At 63.0% G+C, this 22,169-nt stretch carries 20 protein-coding genes; 12 read left to right on the forward strand and 8 right to left on the reverse strand.

Going from position 1 to position 22,169, the window contains the following annotated elements:
* Nucleotides 1-65 precede the first annotated feature (65 nt).
* Both hslO and NHH88_09400 read right to left on the reverse strand, forming a co-directional pair.
* The gene (hslO, locus tag NHH88_09395) at nt 66-1,019 is read right to left on the reverse strand and encodes an Hsp33 family molecular chaperone HslO (GenBank protein ID USX15976.1); all 954 of its coding nucleotides are present in this window, start codon (nt 1,017-1,019) and stop codon (nt 66-68) included.
* Nucleotides 1,020-1,022: 3 nt separating this feature from the next.
* The gene (locus NHH88_09400; protein USX15977.1) at nt 1,023-1,547 is read right to left on the reverse strand and encodes a gamma carbonic anhydrase family protein; all 525 of its coding nucleotides are present in this window, start codon (nt 1,545-1,547) and stop codon (nt 1,023-1,025) included.
* Between the two features lie 160 nt (nt 1,548-1,707).
* On the opposite strand from NHH88_09400, the gene NHH88_09405 reads away from it, so the two are divergent.
* The 10 genes from NHH88_09405 (at nt 1,708) to bamC (ending at nt 11,344) form a co-directional block, all read left to right on the forward strand.
* On the forward strand, nt 1,708-2,592 hold the full coding sequence (locus NHH88_09405) for an alpha/beta hydrolase (protein ID USX15978.1): 885 nt from the start codon (nt 1,708-1,710) through the stop codon (nt 2,590-2,592).
* Nucleotides 2,593-2,968: 376 nt separating this feature from the next.
* Nucleotides 2,969-3,982 carry a threonine/serine dehydratase gene (locus NHH88_09410; protein ID USX15979.1) on the forward strand — a complete coding sequence of 338 codons (1,014 nt, stop codon included), beginning with the start codon at nt 2,969-2,971 and terminating at the stop codon, nt 3,980-3,982.
* Nucleotides 3,976-4,809 carry a PHP domain-containing protein gene (locus NHH88_09415; GenBank protein ID USX15980.1) on the forward strand — a complete coding sequence of 278 codons (834 nt, stop codon included), beginning with the start codon at nt 3,976-3,978 and terminating at the stop codon, nt 4,807-4,809. Before NHH88_09410 ends, NHH88_09415 begins: the two co-directional genes overlap by 7 nt.
* A gap of 134 nt (nt 4,810-4,943) precedes the next feature.
* Nucleotides 4,944-5,819 (forward strand): protease HtpX, encoded by an 876-nt coding sequence (gene htpX, locus NHH88_09420; protein ID USX15981.1) that lies wholly within the window; start codon nt 4,944-4,946, stop codon nt 5,817-5,819.
* A gap of 73 nt (nt 5,820-5,892) precedes the next feature.
* On the forward strand, nt 5,893-6,516 hold the full coding sequence (locus NHH88_09425) for an L-threonylcarbamoyladenylate synthase (GenBank protein USX15982.1): 624 nt from the start codon (nt 5,893-5,895) through the stop codon (nt 6,514-6,516).
* Between the two features lie 80 nt (nt 6,517-6,596).
* Nucleotides 6,597-7,274, forward strand: a complete 678-nt coding sequence (locus tag NHH88_09430; protein USX17304.1) for a site-2 protease family protein — start codon at nt 6,597-6,599, stop codon at nt 7,272-7,274.
* A gap of 2 nt (nt 7,275-7,276) precedes the next feature.
* Nucleotides 7,277-8,479 carry a tryptophan--tRNA ligase gene (locus NHH88_09435; GenBank protein USX15983.1) on the forward strand — a complete coding sequence of 401 codons (1,203 nt, stop codon included), beginning with the start codon at nt 7,277-7,279 and terminating at the stop codon, nt 8,477-8,479.
* A gap of 43 nt (nt 8,480-8,522) precedes the next feature.
* Nucleotides 8,523-9,071, forward strand: a complete 549-nt coding sequence (locus NHH88_09440) for a class I SAM-dependent methyltransferase (protein USX15984.1) — start codon at nt 8,523-8,525, stop codon at nt 9,069-9,071.
* Nucleotides 9,072-9,155: 84 nt separating this feature from the next.
* Entirely contained in the window at nt 9,156-10,031 is an 876-nt protein-coding gene (gene dapA, locus NHH88_09445) for a 4-hydroxy-tetrahydrodipicolinate synthase (GenBank protein USX15985.1), read from the forward strand.
* A gap of 122 nt (nt 10,032-10,153) precedes the next feature.
* Nucleotides 10,154-11,344, forward strand: coding sequence for an outer membrane protein assembly factor BamC (gene bamC / locus NHH88_09450; protein ID USX15986.1), 1,191 nt, complete (start codon nt 10,154-10,156; stop codon nt 11,342-11,344).
* A 208-nt stretch (nt 11,345-11,552) separates the two neighbouring features.
* Here the strand turns inward: bamC and NHH88_09455 are convergent, their stop codons facing one another.
* The 3 genes from NHH88_09455 to NHH88_09465 all read right to left on the reverse strand — a co-directional run bounded on the left by NHH88_09455 (nt 11,553) and on the right by NHH88_09465 (nt 13,700).
* Nucleotides 11,553-11,792 carry a hypothetical protein gene (locus tag NHH88_09455; protein USX15987.1) on the reverse strand — a complete coding sequence of 80 codons (240 nt, stop codon included), beginning with the start codon at nt 11,790-11,792 and terminating at the stop codon, nt 11,553-11,555.
* A gap of 290 nt (nt 11,793-12,082) precedes the next feature.
* On the reverse strand, nt 12,083-12,559 hold the full coding sequence (locus NHH88_09460; protein ID USX15988.1) for a hypothetical protein: 477 nt from the start codon (nt 12,557-12,559) through the stop codon (nt 12,083-12,085).
* A gap of 19 nt (nt 12,560-12,578) precedes the next feature.
* Entirely contained in the window at nt 12,579-13,700 is a 1,122-nt protein-coding gene (locus tag NHH88_09465) for a cupin domain-containing protein (GenBank protein USX15989.1), read from the reverse strand.
* Nucleotides 13,701-13,870: 170 nt separating this feature from the next.
* On the opposite strand from NHH88_09465, the gene NHH88_09470 reads away from it, so the two are divergent.
* The gene (locus tag NHH88_09470) at nt 13,871-14,413 is read left to right on the forward strand and encodes a peptidylprolyl isomerase (GenBank protein ID USX15990.1); all 543 of its coding nucleotides are present in this window, start codon (nt 13,871-13,873) and stop codon (nt 14,411-14,413) included.
* 9 nt (nt 14,414-14,422) lie between these two features.
* Here the strand turns inward: NHH88_09470 and NHH88_09475 are convergent, their stop codons facing one another.
* The 3 genes from NHH88_09475 to NHH88_09485 form a co-directional block, all read right to left on the reverse strand.
* Nucleotides 14,423-15,427, reverse strand: coding sequence for a hypothetical protein (locus NHH88_09475; protein USX15991.1), 1,005 nt, complete (start codon nt 15,425-15,427; stop codon nt 14,423-14,425).
* Nucleotides 15,424-18,150, reverse strand: coding sequence for a DNA mismatch repair protein MutS (gene mutS / locus NHH88_09480; protein USX15992.1), 2,727 nt, complete (start codon nt 18,148-18,150; stop codon nt 15,424-15,426). Before mutS ends, NHH88_09475 begins: the two co-directional genes overlap by 4 nt.
* Nucleotides 18,151-18,374: 224 nt before the next feature.
* Nucleotides 18,375-19,412, reverse strand: a complete 1,038-nt coding sequence (locus NHH88_09485) for an AraC family transcriptional regulator (GenBank protein ID USX15993.1) — start codon at nt 19,410-19,412, stop codon at nt 18,375-18,377.
* A 277-nt stretch (nt 19,413-19,689) separates the two neighbouring features.
* On the opposite strand from NHH88_09485, the gene NHH88_09490 reads away from it, so the two are divergent.
* Nucleotides 19,690-22,143 (forward strand): glycoside hydrolase family 3 C-terminal domain-containing protein, encoded by a 2,454-nt coding sequence (locus NHH88_09490; GenBank protein USX15994.1) that lies wholly within the window; start codon nt 19,690-19,692, stop codon nt 22,141-22,143.
* The last annotated feature ends 26 nt before the right edge of the window (nt 22,144-22,169 follow it).

Raw genomic sequence — 22,169 nt, forward strand, 5'->3', positions numbered from 1 at the left:
CCCGCAAAGCGGCCACATGGGGTCGGACCCTTTGGGTCCGACCCCGGCCTGCGGGGTGCGGGGTATTAGTGCTTAACGTCGCTCGCCGGTATCAGCGCCGCGACCGGCTCGTCACTGGCGAACAACTGCGCGCAATCGACCTTATCGTAGTCGTAATGCTGCCCGCAGAAATCGCAATTTACGCCCACGTGACCCTGTTCCTCCAGCACGCTGTCGACCTCCTCGCGGCCCAGCATCTTCAACATGTTGCCGACTTTTTCGCGCGTGCAGGTGCAATGGAACGACGGGCTCAACGGATCGAACACCCGAATCGTCTCCTCCCAGAACAAGCGCTGCATCAGCACATCCACGGTCGTTTCCAGCAACTCCTGCTCCTTCAACGTCGAGCCCAGGATCACCGCCCGGTTCCACGTCTCCAGCGCGTCTTCCTGCGTCAGCGGCTCGGCGCCGGCCTTGCCGCCATGGTCCGGCAGCTTTTGCAGCAGCAAACCGCGCGAGACATTGTCGTCCGCAGCCAGCCACAGCTTGGTATCCAGCTGTTCCGAACGCAGCATATAGTTTTCAATGACGGTCGCCACATCGTCGCCGTCCAGCGGCACGATGCCCTGGTACGGCTGCTGGCCCGGCACCTTGTCGGCCGGATCGAGCGTGATGATGAAGCGGCCCTTGCCATTGGCGTTCAGCATCGCCGGCAAGGTGGCGTCGTCGGCGATGACGGCGCCCTCGGCCAGCTTGGCCGTGGCGCGCAGACGCAGGTCGGCATCGCACTCGACCACCAGCAACTGCACCGGACCGTCGCCGTGGATTTGCATGATGATCGACCCGTTGAACTTCAGGTTGGCCGACAGCAGCGCCCCGGCGGCGACCATCTGGCCCAACAGCTTCTTGACCGCAGGAGGGTAGTCATGGCGCGACAACACCTCGCGCCACGTGGCCGAAATGTCGATGAACTCGCCGCGCACGGCGGCGTTCTCGAAGATGAATTTCTGCAGGACATCCGTAGTCAGGGTAATGCTCATTTTTTATCCAATCTTTTTGAGTTGCGTCTTGAACAGCTGGCCGCGTTGCACATAGCTGTCGGCGCTGGCGAGCAGGCGCGCGGTATCCTCGGCGGTCAGGGTGCGCACGGCCTTGGCCGGCGAGCCGATGATCAGCGAGTTCTCAGGAAATTCCTTGCCTTCGGTGACCAGCGCGCCGGCCCCAACGAGGCAACCGGCGCCGATCTTCGCACCGTTCAGGATCACCGCCTGGATGCCGATCAGGGCGCCGTCGCCGATGGTGCAGCCGTGCAGCATGGCCTGGTGGCCGATGGTCACGTTCTTGCCCACGGTCAGCGGATAGCCCATGTCCGTATGCATCACGGTGCCTTCCTGGACGTTGCTGTTCTCGCCGATGGTGATGCGTTCGTTATCGCCGCGCAAGGTCGCGCCGAACCACACCGAGGTGTTGGCCTGTAACGTGACTTTGCCCACCAGGGTCGCGCTGTCGGCGACAAATGACGATGCATCGATCTCTGGCGCGTGTTCGCCCAGTTGATAAATAGACATTGGAAACCTTCGGTTGAATGATGGGAACGGCGGGATGGCGCTATTTTACGCTTGCACGACCAGCGAACGGTCGTGCTATTATTTTGCTTTGCGGCCAGCAATGTACCGATATTGCGCCGACTCCGCCGTTTTCAAGCTCGTCTAGACAAGGACAAGAACCATGACGCTGACACCATCCCGCTCCGAATTCCTGACCATACGCGGTTTGCGTTGCCATTTGCATCATTGGGGCAGGGAAGGCGCGCCCAAGATTTTCATGCTGCATGGCTGGATGGATGTGGGCGCCTCATTCCAGTTCGTCGTCGATGCCTTGAAGGGCGACTGGCACGTGATCGCACCGGACTGGCGCGGTTTTGGCCTGTCCGACCGTAGCGGCGACGACACGTATTGGTTCCCCGACTATCTGGCCGACCTGGACGCGATCCTGCGCCACTATTCGCCGGACAACGCGGTCGACATCGTCGGTCACAGCATGGGTGGCAACATCCTTGGCCTGTACGCTGGCGCGCGGCCGGAGCGTATCCGCAAGCTGGTCAACCTGGAAGGGGCGGGCCTGCGCGCCGCCAAGCCCGAGCAGGCGCCGGGCCGCTACGCCAAGTGGATGGATGGCTTGCTGGAAAAGCCCGAGCTGCGCACCTACCCGTCGCAACAGGCGGTGGCTGCGCGCTTGCAGAAAACCAATCCGCGCCTGAGCGACGAGCGCGCCGCCTTCCTGTCGCAGCACTGGTCGGCGCAGAACGAGCAGGGCGAGTGGGAAATCCTCGGCGACCCCGTGCACAAGCAACAAGGCCCGCTGCCGTACAACGTCGACGAGGTCATGGCGTGCTGGAAAGCCATCACGGCGCCGGTGCTGTGGGTCGAGGCCGACCAAACCAATATGTGGGACTGGCTCGGGTCGAAGCCGGGCGGGCAGGTCGAGCTGGAGCGCCGCCTCGGCTTTTTGCGCGACGTCACCCGCAAGATGGTGCATGATGCCGGCCATATGCTGCACCATGATCAGCCGGTCGAGCTGGCGGGGTACATCGAGGAATTCCTGACGCGCTGAAAATCACGCGTTCATCTGAACCACGTAGGGCGGATTAGCGAAGCGTAATCGGCCATGCATGCGTCGCCGGCGGCTTAAAGATGGCCGATTACGGCGTTCCGCCTAATCCGCCCTACGAACATCTTGCCAGCGCGCCACTTCTTTGGCATGATTGACCGCATGAACCCGCTTAACACCTCCGTCACGGACCACCGCCACGTCGCTACAGACGCCGGCCAGGTCGCGTTCGCCGGTTGCGGTCAGTCCTTCTCCATTATTCGAATTATTCAGGGTCGCTGAGCTGCGGCTGCGCCGGTGCTCGGCGCCCCCAGCCCCAGCGCGTCCCCGCGTGCGGGCAGTGCCCGCGCCTTCCCTGAATAGTTTAATGGAGCACCCAATGACAATGTCCCACCCGTATCCCTCGCTGACCCAGATCCGCGACACCGCCACCCGCCTGCAAGGAAAAGTTCTGCATACGCCCGTTTGGCGCTGGCAAACCGGCGTCATCGAAGAACAATTTCCGTCCACCGAAGTCTGGCTCAAGCTGGAACTGTTTCAAAAAACCGGCACCTTCAAGCTGCGCGGGGCGCTCAACTGCATCGAGGCGCTGGACGCGGCGGCGCACAAGCGCGGCATGGTCGCCGTCAGCGCCGGCAACCATGCGATCGCCGTGGCCTACACGGCGCGGCTGGCCGGATGCAGCGCCAAGGTCGTCATGCCGGCGCACGCCAGCCCGGCGCGCATCGCCGCCTGCCGCGAGTTCGGCGCCGAAGTGCTGCTGATGCCGGACGTACACCAGGCGTTCGCGCGCGGCCGCGAGATAGAGCGTGACGAGGGCCGCACAATGCTGCATCCGTACGACGGGCCGCTGACCGCGCAGGGCACCGGCACGGTCGGGCTGGAGCTGATGGCGCAGGTGCCGGATCTGGACGCGGTGGTGGTCCCGGTCGGTGGTGGCGGCTTGTGCGCGGGCATCGCCGCCGCCGTCAAACAGCTCAATCCGCACTGCGCCGTCTACGGAGTCGAGCCGTTCGGCGCCGACGCGCTGTACCGCAGCTTCGCCTCGGGCGCGCTGGAGACATTGGAACGGGTCGATACAGTCGCCGACAGCCTGGGCGCGCCGTATGCGATGGAGTACAGCTTCAACGTCTGCCGCCGCTTTGTCGACGAGGTGGTGCGGGTCGACGACGACCAGATCTGCGAGGCCATGCTGTACTTGTTCCGCGATGCCAAGCTGGTGGCCGAGCCGGCGGCGGCGGTGGCGACGGCCGCGCTGTTCGGGCCGCTGCGCGAGCGGCTCCAGGGCAAGCGTGTGGCCTTGCTGGTGTGCGGCTCGAATATCGACCCCGCGCGCTTTGCGGAGCTGCTATGCAGGGGCGCGCGCATCCGGGATACAATGACAGCATGTTAAAAGTCGATCTGCACTGCCATTCCAATGTCTCCGACGGCGTTCTTGCTCCCGCCGCCGTGGCCACCCACGCGCGCAAGGCCGGCGTCGACGTCTGGGCCTTGACCGACCACGACGAAGTCGGCGGCATTCCCGCCGCCCGCACCGCCGCCAAGGAGCAGGGGATGCAATTTGTCTCCGGTGTTGAAATTTCGATCACGTGGGCCAATGAAACGGTGCATATTGTCGGCCTGCGCATCGACGAGACCAACGCCGCGCTGGTCAACGGCCTGGCGTGCACGCGCTCGGGCCGCGACAACCGGGGCCGGGAAATCGCGCGCCAGCTGGAGGCGGTGGGCATCAAGGGCGCCTACGAGGGCGCGTTGACCTATGTCGGCAATCCGGATCTGATGTCGCGCACCCACTTCGCCCGCTATCTTGTGGAAATCGGCGCCTGCGCCAATATTCCGGATGTGTTCAAGAAGTATCTGTCCGAGGGCAAACCGGGTTATGTGCCGCATTGCTGGGCGAGCCTGGCCGATTCGGTCGAGTGGATACGCGGGGCCGGCGGCATCGCCGTCATCGCCCACCCGGGGCGTTATCGCTTCAGCCAGTTGGCCCAGGGGCAGTTGTTCGACGAGTTCAAGCAATTGGGCGGGGAGGCGATCGAGGTCGTCACCGGCAGCCATACGCCTGATCAATATCCCGTGTATGCGCAGTTGGCGAATAGTTACGGTTTTCTGGCGTCGCGCGGCACCGATTTCCATGCGCCGGGCGAGTCGCGCGTCGATTTCGCGTTGTTGCCGCCATTGCCGGCCAACGTCAAGCCCGTTTGGCACGATTGGTTTTAGCCCTCGCCGGTAATCGGGGTGCGGTAAAACCCTCCGCTGATTACCGGCGGTAATTAATATTGCCATCTTGATTTTGCGTAAAGCCGGTCATACCTTATGATCTGGGCAAACTTGTCCCTATCGGAGAACAACCAATGAAACGCATCGTCCTGTTTATCGCCACCAACCTCGCCGTCATGCTGGTGCTGTCCATCGTGCTGTCGCTGCTGGGCATCGGCCGTCCGGGCGCGGGTGGCACTCTGGAAATGGGCAGCCTGCTGGCGTTCTCGTTGGTGGTGGGCTTCACCGGCGCGATCTTCTCGCTGCTGATCAGCAAGCCGATGGCCAAGTGGTCGACCGGCGCGCGGGTGATCGAGACGCCGTCGTCGTCGACCGAGCTGTGGCTGGTCAACACCGTCAAGGCGCTGTCCGAGCGCGCCGGCATCGGCATGCCAGAGGTGGCTGTCTACCAGGGCGAGCCGAACGCCTTCGCCACCGGCGCCTTCAAGAACTCGGCGCTGGTGGCCGTGTCGACCGGTTTGCTGGAAAACATGAACCGCGATGAGGTCGAGGCCGTGCTCGGCCACGAGGTGGCCCACATCGCCAACGGCGACATGGTCACCATGACCTTGATCCAGGGCGTGGTCAACACCTTCGTGGTGTTCCTGGCGCGCGTGGTCGGCTTCTTCGTCGACAAGGTGCTGCTCAAGAACGACCGCCAGGGCACCGGCATCGGCTACATGGCCACCGTGTTCGTCTGCGAACTGGTGTTCGGCCTGGTCGCCTCGCTGATCGTGGCCTGGTTCTCGCGCCAGCGCGAATTCCGCGCCGACGCCGGTTCGGCCAAGCTGCTCGGCAGCAGCGTACCGATGCAGCACGCGCTGGCCCGCCTGAACGGCATGGAGCCGGGCGCCTTGCCGCAATCGATCGCGGCCGCCGGCATCACCAACCGTGGCGGCTGGGGCGCGCTGTTCTCGACGCACCCGCCTTTCGAGCAGCGCATCGCCGCCCTGCGTAGCGTACAATCCTGATGTTATTAATAGCGGCCTCGGCCGGCTGTAGGCAAGCACAACCTCAGTCGCGGCCAGGCCCTGCCAGCCAACCATGAGTCAATTCTTCCAGGTACATCCCGTCAACCCGCAAGCGCGCCTGATCAAGCAGGCGGCGCAGATCATCGACGGCGGCGGCATCGTCGCCGTGCCGACGGATTCCTGCTACGCGCTGGTCTGCCACCTGGACGACAAGGGCGCCGTCGAGCGCCTGCGCCGTATTCGTGGCATCGACGAGAAGCACCATTTGACCCTGCTGTGCCGCGACCTGAGCGAGATCGGCGTCTACGCGCGCGTGGACAACCGCCAGTTCCGCCTGCTCAAGAGCGCCACGCCGGGACCGTACACCTTCATCCTCGAGGCGACCAAGATCGTGCCGCGCCGGCTCAGTCATCCGTCGCGCAAGACCATCGGCCTGCGCGTGCCGGAGAACCCGATCGTGCTGGCGCTGCTGGAGCAGTTGCAGCAGCCGCTGCTGGGCACGACACTGATCATGCCGGGCGAGGAGGACGCGCTCAACGACGCCGACACCATTTGCGAGCGGCTGGGCAAGCAGATCGAGCTGGTCATCGACGGCGGCGCCTGCAGCATGGAACCAACCACCGTGATCGACCTGACCGGAGCCGACGCCGAACTGGTGCGCCAGGGCCGGGGCGACGCCGCCTTGTTCGGGCTCTGATTCTCCCTTTGCGACAAGGCAAGCGCGCCGGCCTTCGACGGCGCCCAAGATCACTTAGCAGCCTCTGGTAGAATCCCTCCATCATGGATATAGATAGCATCGTCCGGACCATCACGGTCTACGCCATTCCAGTTCTTTTTGCAATTTCCCTGCACGAAGCCGCCCACGGCTATGTCGCCCGCTACTTCGGCGACCCCACCGCCGCCGACCTCGGCCGCCTGAGCATCAATCCGATGCGCCACATCGACCTGTTCGGCACGGTGCTGCTGCCACTGGTCCTGAGCCTGCTGACCTTGCCGGCGCTGGGCTACGCCAAACCGGTGCCGGTCGATTACAACCGCCTGCGCAACCCGAAAAAGCAAATGGCCCTGGTGGCCGCCGCCGGGCCCGGCGCCAACTTCGTCATGGGGCTGGGCTGGATGGTGCTGTGGGTGGTGCTGACGTTCGTGTTCCATGCCGACCAGGACGACTTCTTCATCCTGATGGCCAAGGCCGGCATCGGCGTCAATTCCGCCATGTTCGTGTTCAACCTGATTCCGCTGCCGCCGCTCGACGGCGGGCGCATTGTCACCGGCATCCTCCCGATGCCGTTGGCGAACAAGTACGCGCAGATCGAGCGCTACGGCGTCTACGTCTTCATCGGCCTGATCCTGATGATGCAGTTCGGATTGCTGACCGGCTTCCTCATCAGCGGCATGCATCTGGTGCAGGGCGTTTTCCACATGCTGGTGAAACCACTGATCTTCCTTTTGGGGTAACCATGTATCCCGATCGTGTCGTCTCCGGCATGCGTCCGACCGGTTCCATGCATCTGGGCCACTACCACGGCGCGCTGAAAAACTGGATCAAGCTGCAGGCCGAGCAGCCGTGCCTGTTCTTCGTGGCCGACTGGCACGCGCTGACCACGCACTACGACGATCCGGGCGTCATCGAGCGCAGCACGTGGGAGATGCTGATCGACTGGCTGGCCGCCGGCATCGACCCTTCGCAGACGACCCTGTTCATCCAGTCGCGCGTGCCCGAGCACGCCGAGCTGCACCTGCTGCTGTCGATGGCCACGCCGCTGGGCTGGCTCGAACGGGTGCCGACCTACAAGGACCAGATCGAGAATCTGGCCAACAAGGACCTGGCCACCTACGGCTTCCTCGGCTACCCGCTGCTGCAGGCCGCCGACGTGCTGATCTATCGCGCCAGCCAGGTGCCGGTCGGCGACGACCAGGTGCCGCATATCGAGATGATGCGCGAGATAGCGCGACGTTTTAATCACTTGTACGGCAAGGAAAAAGGCTTTGAGGAAAAGGCGGAAAAAGCCGTCAAAAAGCTGGGCAGCAAGCGCGCCAAGCTGTACATGGAGCTGCGCACCGAATACCAGCAGGACGGCAAGGACGAGGCGCTGGAGCAGGCCAAAGCCATGCTCGACGACGCCCAGAACCTGTCGCTGGGCGACCGCGAGCGCCTGTTCGGCTATCTGGAGGGCAGCCGCAAGCTGATCCTGGTCGAGCCGCAGGCGCGCCTGACCGCCGCCTCGCGCCTGCCGGGCCTGGACGGACGCAAGATGTCCAAGAGCTACGGCAACGCCATCGCGCTGCGCGAGGACAAGGACTCGGTTGGCAAGAAGATCCGCACCATGCCGACCGATCCAGCGCGCGTGCGCCGCACCGATCCGGGCGATCCGGCCCGTTGCCCGGTCTGGCAATTCCATCAGGTGTATTCGGATTCGCCGACCCAGGCCTGGGTGCAGCGCGGCTGCATGTCGGCCGGTATCGGCTGCATCGAGTGCAAACAGCCCGTTATCGACGCCATCGTCAAGGAACAGGAGCCGATGCACGAGCGCGCCCAGCAATATTTGGACGACCCGTCGCTGGTGCGCGCCATCGTCGCCGACGGCAACGACGCCGCCCGCCGGCTGGCGCAGGACACCATGCGCGACGTGCGCGAGGCCATGGGCCTGGCCTACACGTAGCGCGGAAATTTTGTAACCCTTCGTAAATTCCGGTAAAGACATCATGAGCGATAACATCTCTTCCTGGGTGCGGCGTTACGCCCCCCTGATTCCCGGTGGCGACGTGCTGGATCTGGCTTGCGGCAACGGCCGCCATACCCGCCATCTGGCGTCGCTCGGCCACTCGGTGGTCGCCGTCGACCGCGATGCCGACGCGCTGGCGCTGGCCGCCGGTCCCGACATCACCACCTCCAACATCGATCTGGAGGAGGCGGGCGCCGCCTGGCCGTTCGGTGCCGCGCGATTTGCGGGCATCGTGGTCACAAACTACCTCCATCGCCCGCTAACGGCCGCGATGATCGCCAGCCTGGCGCCGGACGGCGTGCTGATCTACGAAACTTTCGCAGAAGGCAACGCGCAGTTCGGCAAACCATCGAATCCGGATTTCCTGCTCAAGCCGGGCGAGCTGCTGGACTGGGCGCGCGACCAGGGCCTGCGCGTGGTGGCCTTCGAGGAGGGCGTCGTCGACGCTCCAAAAACTGCCATGGTGCAACGAATCTGCGCCGTAAAGTCCGATTTTCCAAGGGTGGCGGCCTTGTTGCCACCATTTTGAAACCCGATTTGTCGCCCCGAATGCACCATAACCGCGACTCATCGTCTACAATCGTCGTTTTAATACTTTATGCAGTGGTTTCCTATGATTAAGGGCAGCATAGTAGCAATCGTCACTCCGATGCACCCGGACGGCAGTCTGGACTTCGAGGGCCTGAACCGCCTGATCGACTGGCACATCGCCGAGGGCACGGACAGCATCGTCATCGCCGGCACCACCGGCGAATCGGCCACCGTCAGCGTCGAAGAGCACTGCGCGCTGATCAAGGCGACGGTCGCCCACGCCAACGGCCGCATCCCGATTATCGCCGGCGCCGGCGGCAACTCGACCGCCGAGGCGATCAAGCTGACCCGTTTCGCCAAGGAAGCGGGCGCCGACGCCACGCTGCAAGTGGTTCCCTACTACAACCGTCCGACCCAGGAAGGCATGTTCCAGCACTTCAAGGCCATCGCCGAAGCGGTGGACTTGCCGGTGATCCTGTATAACGTGCCCGGCCGTACCGTGGCCGACATGAGCAACGACACCATCCTGCGTCTGGCGGCGGTGCCCGGCATCGTCGGCGTCAAGGACGCGACCGGCAACATCGGCCGTGGCTACGACCTGCTGCGCCTGGCGCCGAAATCTTTCGCCGTCTATTCCGGCGACGATCCGACCGCAATGGCGCTGATGCTCGGCGGCGGCGCCGGTAATATCTCGGTCACCGCCAACGTCATGCCACGCGCCATGGCCGAGATGTGCGCGGCCGCGATCGCCGGCGACATCCCGAAGGCCGTGGCGTTGAACAATCAAATGTTCCCGCTACACCAGAAGCTGTTCATCGAGCCGAACCCGGTGCCGGTCAAGTGGGCATTGGCGGAAATGGGTAAGATGCCGGCCGGCATACGCCTGCCGCTGGTGCCGCTGGGCGCCGATTGTCACGACGCGGTGCGCGCGGCCCTGCGAGAGGCCGGCGTACTGTAAAACCCCGGCAGGTATGCTGGCGCCCGCGCTTTTTGGACGGGCGCGGTAGCTGCCTGAGCAACAAGCCCCGACTCGATCGGATCATATTTTGCTGCACTCCAGCTTCTTATAACAGTAACGACATGACTATACGCAAGACAGCTTCTATTTCCTCGCAGCGCGTGCTGGTACTGGGCGCATTGATGGCCAGTTTGACCGGTTGCGGCATGATCAGCTCCGTCATCGGCAACGACAAGGTGGACTACAAGTCCGCCAAGAAGGCCAGCACCCTGGACGTGCCGCCGGATCTGACGCAATTGCAGAAGGATAACCGCTACTCGCTGCCGGACTCGAACAACGGCGTCGCCACCGCCTCCGGCTACAACGCCGCCAAGGGCGCGGCGGCCGCCGCCGGTGTCGGTCCCGGCGTGGTCGTGCCGGGCCAGCCGCTGGCCGGCACCGTGGTGCCGACCAGCGTCAACGACATCAAGGTCGAGCGCGACGGCAACCAGCGCTGGCTGGTGATCAAGCAGACGCCCGAGCAACTGTGGCCGCAGCTGAAGAAGTTCTGGGAGGATTCGGGCTTCACCATGGCGCAGGAACTGCCGACCGCCGGCATCATGGAAACCGAATGGAACGAAAACCGCGCCAAGATTCCGCAGGATTTCATCCGTAACACCATCGGCAAGGTCTTCGACTCGGTCTATTCGAGCGGCGAGCGCGACAAGTTCCGCACCCGCATCGAACGCCGCGCCGACGGCGCCAGCGAAATCTACATCAGCCATCGCGGCGCCCAGGAAGTGGTCACCGGCGCCCAAAAGGAATCGACGATCTGGACCCCGCGTCCGAACGATCCGGGCCTGGAAGCCGAATTCCTGGCGCGCATGATGAACAAGCTGGGCAACGGCGGCGAAGACACCTCGCCGGCCAAGACCGCCGTCGAATCGGCCATCGTCCAGCCGCAGCACGCGTCGCTGGTCGGTACCGGCGCCGAGCGCGCCGTGCAGGTGGACGAGGGCTTCGACCGCGCCTGGCGCCGGGTCGGCCTGGCGCTGGACCGCGCCGGCTTCACCGTCGAGGACCGCGACCGCACCAGCGGCACGTACTTCGTCCGCTACATCGACGACGCGACCGAGACCAAAGGCTTCTTCAGCAAGCTGTTCAGCTGGGGTTCGTCGTCGGAAGCCGATAAGGAAGCGCAGCGCTATCGTATTTCCGTCAAGGCCGGCGCTGGTAACAGCAGCACCGTTACCGTGATGAGCAATGCCGGCAAACCGGAAACGGGCCCGGTCGGCGATAAGATCCTGACCCTGCTGCACGAGCAATTGAAATAATCGCGACGGCGATAAGCTCGACAGCCGTGGCGGCGCCGGATTGGCGCCGCCACTGAATATCCCGGAGAATATCCGGACATAAAAAAACCGGCGCAATGCCGGTTTTTTTATAGCCGCGAATAAATGGTGATTTCCATTTGCACGCAAAAGCGTCAGGCGAAAAAAAACCCGCCGGCGCCATCAGCGCTGGCGGGTTCTTCCTTACTGATTACTTCGAAGCAGCTGGGGTAGCGGCAGCAGGTGCGTCAGCAGCAGGAGCGGCTGGAGCAGCAGCGTCAGCAGCTGGAGCGGCTGGAGCAGCAGCGTCAGCGGCTGGAGCAGCTGGAGCAGCTGGAGCAGCTTCTGGAGCCACTACTGGTGCTGGGGTAACGGTGGTTTCTTCTTTTTTCGAGCAAGCGGTCAGAGCAGCAACGGCCAGCAGGGAAACGATCAGCAGGGATTTTTTCATGGATTTTCCTTAGTAAATACAAAATTGAACACAGTGTTGCGATTAATAATTACCGGTAATTATCGCTCATTAGGTCGTCTTCGAAGGCTTTTCGTACCTGACATGGTGCCTGCCAGACAACGGAAACTTCCTAACCGAATATTATAGCGATTTTTACTGCGTCGCAATAGGACAAAGAGCCGTTCTCACAACTATTTTGCGGTATCGCAACATTTCGCTTTCGACTTCAGTTTAGGGAAGCCGGCCACTACCGGAGTTCGCTTCGAACACCGCATTTTACCCCTAACCGCTCAAAGTCCTGTTGAGTTTGCAAACAATCCGGACCCGGATTCGTCCCAAATTGTAAGGAAACGTTCCAAAGAGGTGTTTATATCGGCCGGCCCGTCAAAAACTGCTTCACCACGGAAATGATCTGAATGAAAACGCCGGACGATATGGCGTTCGTCGGCAATACAGAACGAGTCGGTTAGTTGCCGTAGCGACTGACTGGTGCGCCGGACTTCGGTCGCATGGCTGTAATCCTTAACCAAACGCAAGAAACGCGGCGCGTCCCGCTCAATCACGCGGCCGTCGTGGGCGACCAGTTGCAGGCGCCCGCCGCTTTTCAGGAAGCGGCGCAGCATCGCGTCGGTGGCGCTGCCGCCCAGGTTCCAGATGGCGAAGTCGGGATCGAACAGCCGCAGCGTGTGCTCGGCGCGGCCCAGGCAGGCGGTCAGTTGCTCGACAAACCCTCCCTTCGTGGTGAAGGTAAACACTTGCCTTTCCATCCCGCCTCCGCCAAGTTGATTAACCCAGTTCGATCCAGCCGTCCTGATACCACGTGTACAGCGCGTCCATCACATCGTCGGATGCCGTCGCCAGCTCGGCGCCGGTCAGCGCGCGGTTATTGGCCAGCAACTCCAGCGCCACTTTGTCGGCGCGGCCGACGCCGAACGATTCGCCGTTGATGAACACGTGCTTGCCGCGATACAGCATCTGCGATTTGCGCGACAGCGACAGGCCCTTTTTCGCCGCCGCCTCCCCGAACTTGCCGAACGTCAGCGGTTTGGCCGGTCCGGTGAAGAACACGTTGTGCTTGGGCTCGGACATATATTCGCCCAGGAAGATCGTCACGTCCTCTTCGGTGAAACGGACCTTGTTGATTTCCTCGGTGATCGTGCTCAGCATATGGCGCGGAATCTCGGCCGGCTTGGCCGTCGCCTCCAGTTCCGGATCGGCGTAGCGGCCCGGCAGGTCGATCGAATCGGCCATGAATTGCAGGAACGCCTCGCCCAGCTCCTGGTACGAAGGCGAGCGGAAGCCGATCGAATAGGTCTGGCAATCGCCGATGGCCACGCCGTCGTGGGCGTAGTGCGGCGGCAGGTACAGCATGTCGCCCGGATTGAGGACAAACTCCTCGTTCGGCTTGAAGTTGGCCAGGATCTTGAGCGGCAGGCCCTCGACCAGGCTCAGGTCCTTCTGCGGGCCGATGCGCCAGCGGCGCTGTCCCTGCGCCTGCAGCAGGAACACGTCGTAGGAATCGAAGTGCGGACCGACGCCGCCGCCGTCGGTGGCGAAGCTGACCATCAGGTCGTCGAGGCGGGCATCCGGGATGAAGCGGAACTGGCGCAGCAGCGCGTCGGCCTTGTCGTCGAACAGGTTGACGCCCTGGACCAGCAGAGTCCATTCCTTTTGCGTCATCGGCGGCAGGCTTTCCAGCGGGCCGTGCTGCATCGACCATTCGCCGTCGACGGCCGCGATCAGGCGCGATTCGGCGTGGTTGGTCGAGGCCAGCTTGGTCAGGGCATCCATGCTCAGCAGTGGCTTGAAGCCGGGGATGGCGTTACGGATCAGGAGTGGCTTTTTATGCCAGTATTCGCGCAGAAACTGCGCCGGCGTGATGTCGCCGAGGAGCGGTAATTTTTTCATACCGCATTATAAACCCGCACCCCAGTCAGAGGGGGCGGACCCTGCGGGTCCGACCCCGGCGGTCCGCGCCGTGCGGGTCTATCGCTCTGGGCCGCACCCCTCCCATGCGGGTCGGGTGCGCCCGCGATTAAAGGTATAATCTGCCTGCTCATAACAGAAAGGAAATTCCAATGAAGATTGCCAAGAACACGGTCGTGACTGTGAATTACAAACTGTCCGATGCACAGGACAATCTGATCGAAGACGGCCGTCAACCGATGGTCTACCTGCACGGTGGCTACGAGAACACCCTGCCAAAAATCGAAGAAGAACTGGACGGCAAGGAAGTCGGTTACTCGTCGATCATCCAGATCGAGCCGGAGGACGCGTTCGGCGACTACGACGCCGCCCTGGTCAAGGTCGAGCCGCGCAACCGCCTGCCGGAGCCGCTGGAAGTGGGCATGCAGTTCGAAGGCATGCCCGACGGCGACGACGCCGACGAAGCGATGATCTTCACCGTCACCGATATCGCCGACGACAAGGTCGTTTTGGACGGCAACCATCCGCTGGCCGGCATGGCGCTGCGCTTCTCGCTCAACGTCACCGAAGTGCGCGAAGCGTCGGACGAGGAAATCGCCCACGGCCACGTGCACGGCGCCCACGGCCACCACCACGGTGACGAGGACGACGAAGGCGAAGAGGGCGACCACGTCGCCATCCACCCGATCCACTAAGCTAGTCGATCAAGGCGTCGTTTCGGCGCCGCCGCCCTTGACGGTGAACAGGGCGGCGGCGTCGGGATTGACGCGCACCTCGGCCGATTCCGCGGCCACGCTCAGATGTCCCACGTTGCCGCGCCAATCGATGGCCGGTTCGGTCCTGCCGGCTGCGCCGATCTGGGCCTGGATCTGGGTGTCCACCAGCAGCACCTTCCCCTTGAATTTTTTCGCCAGCGTGCTGATTTGACGTCGCGGCTCGGCGAAGCCGTCCTGTTTCGACTCGAAACGCGGCAACAGCGAAAACCCTTCCTCCTCCTGCAGCCCGACGGCGCCGTCCGAGAACAGCACCAGGCCGTGCATCTTCTGGCGCGCGGCCAGGGTGAACAGGCGGTGCAGCCATGCGCGGTTGGCGACCAGGCGGTCCTCGTACTCGCTGTTGCGGCCAGCCTCCGGCCGATAGTGGTTGTTGTTCGCTGGCAGATTGATGGTGGCGAACAGCACCTTGCCGTATTCCCAGTGCGAGTTTTCGGCGTAGCTGCGGAACTTGGCGGTGCTGGACAACCGCGTCACTTGAAGCCGGCGCGCGCCCAGCGATTCCGGCTCGCCATAAAACAGTTCGCGCAGGCGGTTCAGGCGTTCGATCGCGTTCGAGCGGCCGGCCGAATTGAGGCAGGCGCTCCAGTCGCTGCCGGCCAGCGACACCACCACCGGCGCGGCCGCGTCGTCCAGGATCGCGTGGCGCGCGGCGTACAGCCTGTCGCTGCAAGGTTCCTTGTCGCCCTTGATACCGGTGGCGACGATGAACGCCGGACTGGCCTGCATGGCGGCGGCGATGGCGCGCTTGAGGGGCGCCTCGTCGGCGCCGCTCTTGAACGGATGGCCGATGACCGCGAACTGGAAGCCCTTGCCGGCCGATGCTTCGCGCGCGTGCGCCGGCGCGACCGCCGCCGCGACGGTCAGCGCGACGGTCAGCGCAAGGGTCGGCGTAACCCGTTGCGCGAAGGCCAGCCTGGACGCGGCGCGCGTCATGCCTGCGCGGCCTCCGTCAGGTGCTTGAGCTGATGCTTAAGCTGATACAGGCGGTCCAGCGCTTCGCGCGGCGTCAGCGCGTCCGGGTCCAGATCGTCGAGCGCGTCGAGCAGCTCGCGCATGGCCGGCGTTGGATTGCCGTTGCCATTGCCGCCACCGGCGGCGCTGTCGGCGGACGCCGGCGCGTCGAGCGGGTCGTCGTTGGCGTCGTTGGTCGGCGCCGCGAACAGGTCCAACTGCGGCGTGGCGTCGAGCGCCTGCGCCTCCAGCCGCGCCAGGTGCTTGCGCGCCGCCTTGATCACCGTCTGCGGCACGCCGGCCAGCTGCGCCACCTGCAAACCGTAGCTCTGCGAGGCAGGGCCGTCCTGCACCGCGTGCAGGAACACGATGCTGTCCTTGTGCTCCACCGCCGACAGGTGCACGTTGGCCGCCGTCGGATGGCTCTCCGGCAGCTGCGTCAGTTCGAAGTAGTGGGTCGCGAACAGCGAGAAACTGCGGCTGGTGTCGATCAGGTGGCGCGCGATCGCCCACGCCAGCGCCAGGCCGTCGAAGGTCGAGGTGCCGCGTCCCACTTCATCCATCAGCACCAGCGAATGCTCGGTGGCGCCGTTGAGGATCGCCGCCGACTCGGTCATCTCCACCATGAAGGTCGAGCGGCCGCCGGCCAGATCGTCGGTGGCGCCGATGCGGGTGAAGATGCGGTCGATCGGGCCGATCGTCGCGCTGGTGGCCGGCACGTAGCTGCCCACGTAGGCCAGCAAGGTGATCAGCGCCACCTGGCGCATGAAGGTCGATTTACCGCCCATGTTCGGACCGGTGATCAGCAGCAGGCGGCGCTCGTCGACGAAGCGGCAATCGTTGGCGATGAAGCGCTCGATCTGGTTCTCGACCACCGGATGGCGGCCCTCGACGATATTGATGCAAGGTCCGTCGACCAACTGCGGCGCGCACCAGTTGTGGCGCAGCGCGTGGTCGGTCAGCGACACCAGCGCGTCGAGCTGCGACAGCGCCTTCGAGATCGTTTGCAGGCAGCCGATGAACGGCGCCAGGTCGGCCAGCAGCTGGTCGTAGAGCATCTTCTCGCGCGCCAGCGCTTTGTCCTGCGCCGACAGCGCCTTGTCCTCGAACGCCTTCAGTTCCGGCGTGATGTAACGCTCGGCGTTTTTCAAGGTCTGGCGGCGGCGGTAGTCGTCCGGCACCTTGGTGGTCTGGCCGTGCGTGACCTCGATGTAGAAGCCGTGCACCTTGTTGTATTCGACGCGCAGGTTGGCGATGCCGGTGCGGGCGCGTTCGCGCGTCTCCAGGTCGACCAGGAACTGGCCGGCGTTCTCCGACAGCGCGCGCAGCTCGTCGAGCTCCGCGTCGAAGCCGCGCGCAAACACGCCGCCGTCGCGCACCATGTTGGCCGGTTCCGGCGCGACCGCGCGCACCAGCAGGTCCAGGCATTCCTCGGGCGAGGACAGGTCGGTGTGGATCGCGTTCAGCAAGCCGTTCGGATCGGTCAGCGCGCGCTGCAAGCCGTGGCGCAGCGCCGGCAACTGCTTCACGCCGTCGCGCAGGCTGGCCAAATCGCGCGGGCGCGCCGACAGCAGCGCGATGCGCGTGGTGATGCGTTCGATGTCCGGCACCTGCGCCAGGGTGTGCGATAGGCCGCCGGTGGCGTCGGCCTGCGCCAGCGCGGCGATGGCCTCGTGGCGCGAGCGGGCGATGCCCTGGTCGCGGCGCGCGTGGTGCAGCCAGTAGCGCAGCAGGCGCGAACCCATCGCCGTGCGGCAGTGGTCCAGCAGCGAGAACAGGGTAGGGGACTCCTGGCCGCGTATGGTCTCGGTCAGTTCCAGGTTGCGGCGCGTGGCCGCGTCCAGGCCAATGAATTCGCTCTCGGTCTCGGTGCTCAGGCTGCGCACGTGCTGCAGGCCGCGACCCTGGGTCGACTGGGCGTAGCGCAGCAGCGCGCCGGCCGCGCCGAACGCCGCGCCCAGGCCGTCGGCGCCGAAGCCGGTCAGCGTCGCCACGCTCAATTGATCGAGCAGCGACTTGTGGCCGGAGACGACGTCGAAGTGCCAGTCCGGCACCCGGTTGACGTGGCAGGTGACCGCTTCCTCGAACAGGTCGGCGTTATCGCCGCGCAGGATCTCGGCCGGCGCGATGCGTTCGAGCTCCTGCTGCATGCGGGTGTTGACGGTGCGGCTGTCGCCCGAGAACTCCATCAGCTTGAGCGAACCGCTGGCCAGCGACAGCCACGCCAGGCCGGCGGTGCACACTTTGCGCTGGCTGATGATGCACATCGCCAGCAGCGGACGCTCGGCTTTTTCCGGCAGCAGGTCGGCGTCGGTCAGAGTGCCCGGCGTGACCACGCGCATCACCTTGCGCTCGACCGGGCCTTTGCTGGTGGCCGGGTCGCCGATCTGTTCGCAGATCGCGCACGACTCGCCGATCTTGACCAGCTTGGCCAAGTAGCCCTCCAACGAATGGAAAGGCACGCCGCACATCTTGATCGGTTGCCCGCCCGACGAGCCGCGCGCCGTCAGCGTGATGCCGAGCACGCGCGCCGCTTTTTCTGCGTCCGAGTGGAACAGCTCATAGAAGTCGCCCATGCGGTAGAACACCAGCATGTCCGGATAATCGGCCTTGATGCTCAGGTACTGCTGCATCATCGGCGTGACTTTTTCTGTGGGACTGTTCTTGACGGCGGCGGCGTTGATTTCGTTGGGGACGGTGGTCATTGGTTCTTTTTCGGCGGTGCGATGAGTCTGGTTTTGCCGGGGCGTAACGCCCGTGGCGCGTAACCCGACATTCTACCGCTTTTGGGGCCCGATAGACCATTTGCCGTCCTCGAAGCAGCGGTTCCAGTCGATGATCGCCACCCGCTCTTGCCTGGCTTATCGGGCTGTTTTTCCCGGATATCGGCCTCCGCTGATGAATCCAGGCATCGTCACGCTCGGGTTGCTCACTCCTTTTGATGCAAACAACGGTACGCCTTCGGACTACAGTCGTTGGCGATCTTGAAGGCTCGACAAAAGGAACTTAATTCCGAATAGCCAAGCAGTGCGCTGATTGACGTGATGTCCTGGCTGGTATTCCGCAATAAGCGCGCGGCCAGATTGAACCGGGACTGGCTTCTGAGCGCTTTGAACGAGACTCCTTTTTCCGCGAGTCGCCGGTGCAGTGTCGCTCTGCTCATTCCTAGAAAAGACGCGGTAGCCTCGATATCCAACGAACGACCGGAATCGCCGAGGTTGCGCTCCAATATCCGCGTCACCGAGTCAACCAGGTCGTTTTCGACAGGTTCCATTAACTCGTCTAGCGACTCGCCGATGGCGATCTGGGTCAATCGATTGTGCGCGGGATTGGTGTACTTCGGGTAGTTGCCGCCAACCTCGATAAAAGAGAACTCGCCTGCATTCTCGATTGCGCATCCGGTGCGCTTGGTAAAGCCAGGCGCATCGCGGGTACCTTGTGCGCTGAACTGCACCCTGACGCTGCAGACGTCAACGTTGAACACCTGGCGGAGTTTTAGAATCAGGAACATAAAGAAGCGCTGAGGGCCGCTGAAGTTTTCCTCTTCATAATAGTACTGGTGGCAGATGCGCACGGACGTCTCCGTGCGTTCGTACCATAGCCGGTTGGCTTCCGACAGCGAGTTAAACCGGCGAACCGCGCATTGCAGGAATTCTTCAACGCTGCTGCTATTGAAAAGTTCCGCAATAATCATTCTCAGGGTGGTCACCGGCGGCGGCAACTGCAACTGTTGCCGGTACTGGTGATCCGCAAACGAAAGCTCGTGCTCTTTGAAATAACCCAATTCGTCCAAGGCGACGATCAGGCGAAGCACGATCCGGTCGTTGGGATAACGTTCCAGGTGTTTGCCACGCAGTGGCAGGTTGACCAGGCCCGTTTTACGTTCGATGTCCTCGATCGACCAGTGGTAGATGTGGCGCAATACGTCGACATAGTCGGCCACTAAAAATGTCGGATATCTTCCCATGGCCTCATCCCGCCTCCAAGATCGTATTATGGCTTTTAACTATCGGGATGATAGCAGAGCCGCCCACGGCACCTTGTTTGCGGGAAGCTACGACATCGTTTTCGCGCCGCGATGCGACCGAATGTCATCCGAGTGAGACCAAAGGTCATCTCTGTTGTTGTTCTTGCCACCTAAAATCGTTGCTGCTCAAATTGCATTTTGGGCGGACGCGAGGCCGCTCTACGGTTCATCGAGCGCGCCTCATTCATGGAGACAAAACAGCTCAGGAGTATTGGGGATGACATTTACCCAAATTAAAAAAAAACCGGGCGGTGTAGCGGTTGCGGTGGCAATCGCCATGCTTGGCGGTTGCGGAAGCGGATCAGGTATTGATGCCGCCTCCCAGGCCACCACGGAAAATACCGGCAATACGGTCACCGACACCAGCGCGGATGGCCGCGCCAAGACCTTGCTCAATCAGATGACGCTGGCCCAGAAGCTGGACATGGTCCACGGCTACGGCATGCCGAACCTGGCCAATCAGGACAAGTATCGCAACGAATACGATGTTCCCAAAGAAGCCATTCAAACCGGGGCCGGCTTCATCCCGGGCATTCCATCGCTGGGCATCCCCGACACCAATGTCGCCGACTCCGCAATCAGCGTCGCTGTGCCTAAGGCACGTGTGACCTCCTTGCCATCGAACGTCGCGTTGGCGGCGACGTGGGACACCGAGCTTTCCTACACCTACGGCAAGCGCATCGCAATCGAACTGCGCGAGCTGGGCTTTACCACCGGCCTCGGTGGTGGTATCAACCTGACCCGTGATCCGCGTCTGGGCCGCCAGTTCGAGTATATGGGGGAGGACCCGATTCTGGCCGGCGAGATGGTGGCACAGCGCACCATCGCCACGCAGAGCCAGAAGCTGATAGCGACGATTAAGCATTACGCCATGAACGGCTATGAAACCAACCGGTTTGTGTCCAACTCCGTTATCGACGAGCAAACCATGCGCGAGACTGAGCTGCTGGGTTTCGAGATCGGCATTATCAAAGGTCAGCCGGGTAATGTAATGTGCTCCTACAACTTGGTCAACGGCGTCTATGCTTGCGAGAATCCGCAACTACTGAACCAATGGTTGAAGGAGGAATGGGGTTTCAAGGGCGTTGTCCAGTCGGATTGGGGCGCCACCCAGAGCACCGTCAACGCGGCCAACAATGGTTTGGATGAATCGCAACCCGGTCAAGCCAGACCAGATTCGTCAGTGCCGGACAACCTGAAGCGTTTCTTCGGTAGTAACTTTTTCATGAAGGCGTTGTCCGATGCGGTAGCCGGCCTTCTGGTACCGGCTGAGCGCATCAACGACATGGTGCTGCGACGTCTACGGACGATGATTGCTGTCGGCATTATGGACAGTCCACCGACCAAGCGCGCATCCGTGATCAGTGACGAAGTGGGCGGCAACCGTGATGCGCTGACTGTCGCGGAAAACTCGATGGTCCTGTTGAAAAACGCCATCGCTGCCGGCGACAGCGCGCCGGTGCTACCACTGGCCGGCGCAAGCGTCCGGCGTATCGCCGTCATCGGGGCCTATGCCGATGTAGGTGTCTTGGCGGGAACGGGTTCCGGCGGTAGCCAGCCGCTGACGAATAATGCGGTCACCGAGTGCCGGGAAGTTCTGGGTAGCCTGTATGCAGGCTGTCCGATGTTTCTGCCATCGGCGCCACTCGATGCCATCCGCAAGAAGTTCCCGGGCGCGGTGGTGACCTTCGCCAGTGGCCGGGATGGCGAGGCCGCCGCCAGGGATGCGGCTGCCGCTGACGTGGCCATTGTGTTTGCCGCGCAATGGCAGAACGAAGGTACCGACGTGCCGAACCTCGCGCTGCCGTCGCCCGCTACCGACCACTCCGGTGTATTTAATTACGACCAGGACGCCTTGATTGCGCAAGTGGCGGCGAAGGCAAAGCGGACGGTCGTCATTCTTGAGACGGGCGGGCCGGTAAAGATGCCATGGCTGAACGAGGTTCATGCGGTGTTCGAGGCTTGGTACCCCGGCGTGCAGGGACATGTGGCACTGGCCAATCTTCTCGCCGGCGACGCCAATCCTAGCGGTAAACTGCCGGTGACCTTCCCCGCCAGCGAAGCGGATTTGCCGCAGAAGAACATGCCGACCGATCTGGCTCCGCTGGTCGGCCTGGACATCTTCCCCGTGTTGGCCGAAGCGCCGGTGAAAGCCGCGCTCGATGCGAAGAACGGCGCCGGCAGCTACGATAAGATCCGTTCCGTGTACTACAACGAAAAGCTGATGTTTGGGTACAAGTGGTATGACGCCAACAATATCAAGCCCTTGTTCCGCTTCGGCCATGGCTTGTCGTACACCACCTACAGCTACAGCGACCTGACGGCGCAGGCGGACGGTGCCGGGAATGTCACCCTGAGCTTCACGGTCAAAAACACCGGCGCGCGCGCGGGCAAAGAAATTGCCCAGGTCTATGCCAGCTTGCCAGCCGGCGTCCCCGGCCATGTCCAGCCCCCACAGCGACTGGTCGGATGGAGCAGGGTGGCTCTTGAGCCGGGCGCGTCCAAGCGTGTCACGGTTTCGGTACCGAAAAAGTACCTGAGTACCTGGGATGCGCAAACCCGTCACGCCTGGCTGCTCAATACCGGTACCTATGGCTTCCGTGTCGCGGACAGCTCCGATTTGGCATCGACCAATGCGTTGACAACCACCGTCGCCCTGTCCGGTTACTAAAGCACACCCGTCCTGATACTGCCCTG

It is taken from the genome of Oxalobacteraceae bacterium OTU3CAMAD1, assembly GCA_024123915.1.
GTDB lineage: Bacteria > Pseudomonadota > Gammaproteobacteria > Burkholderiales > Burkholderiaceae_D > Rugamonas.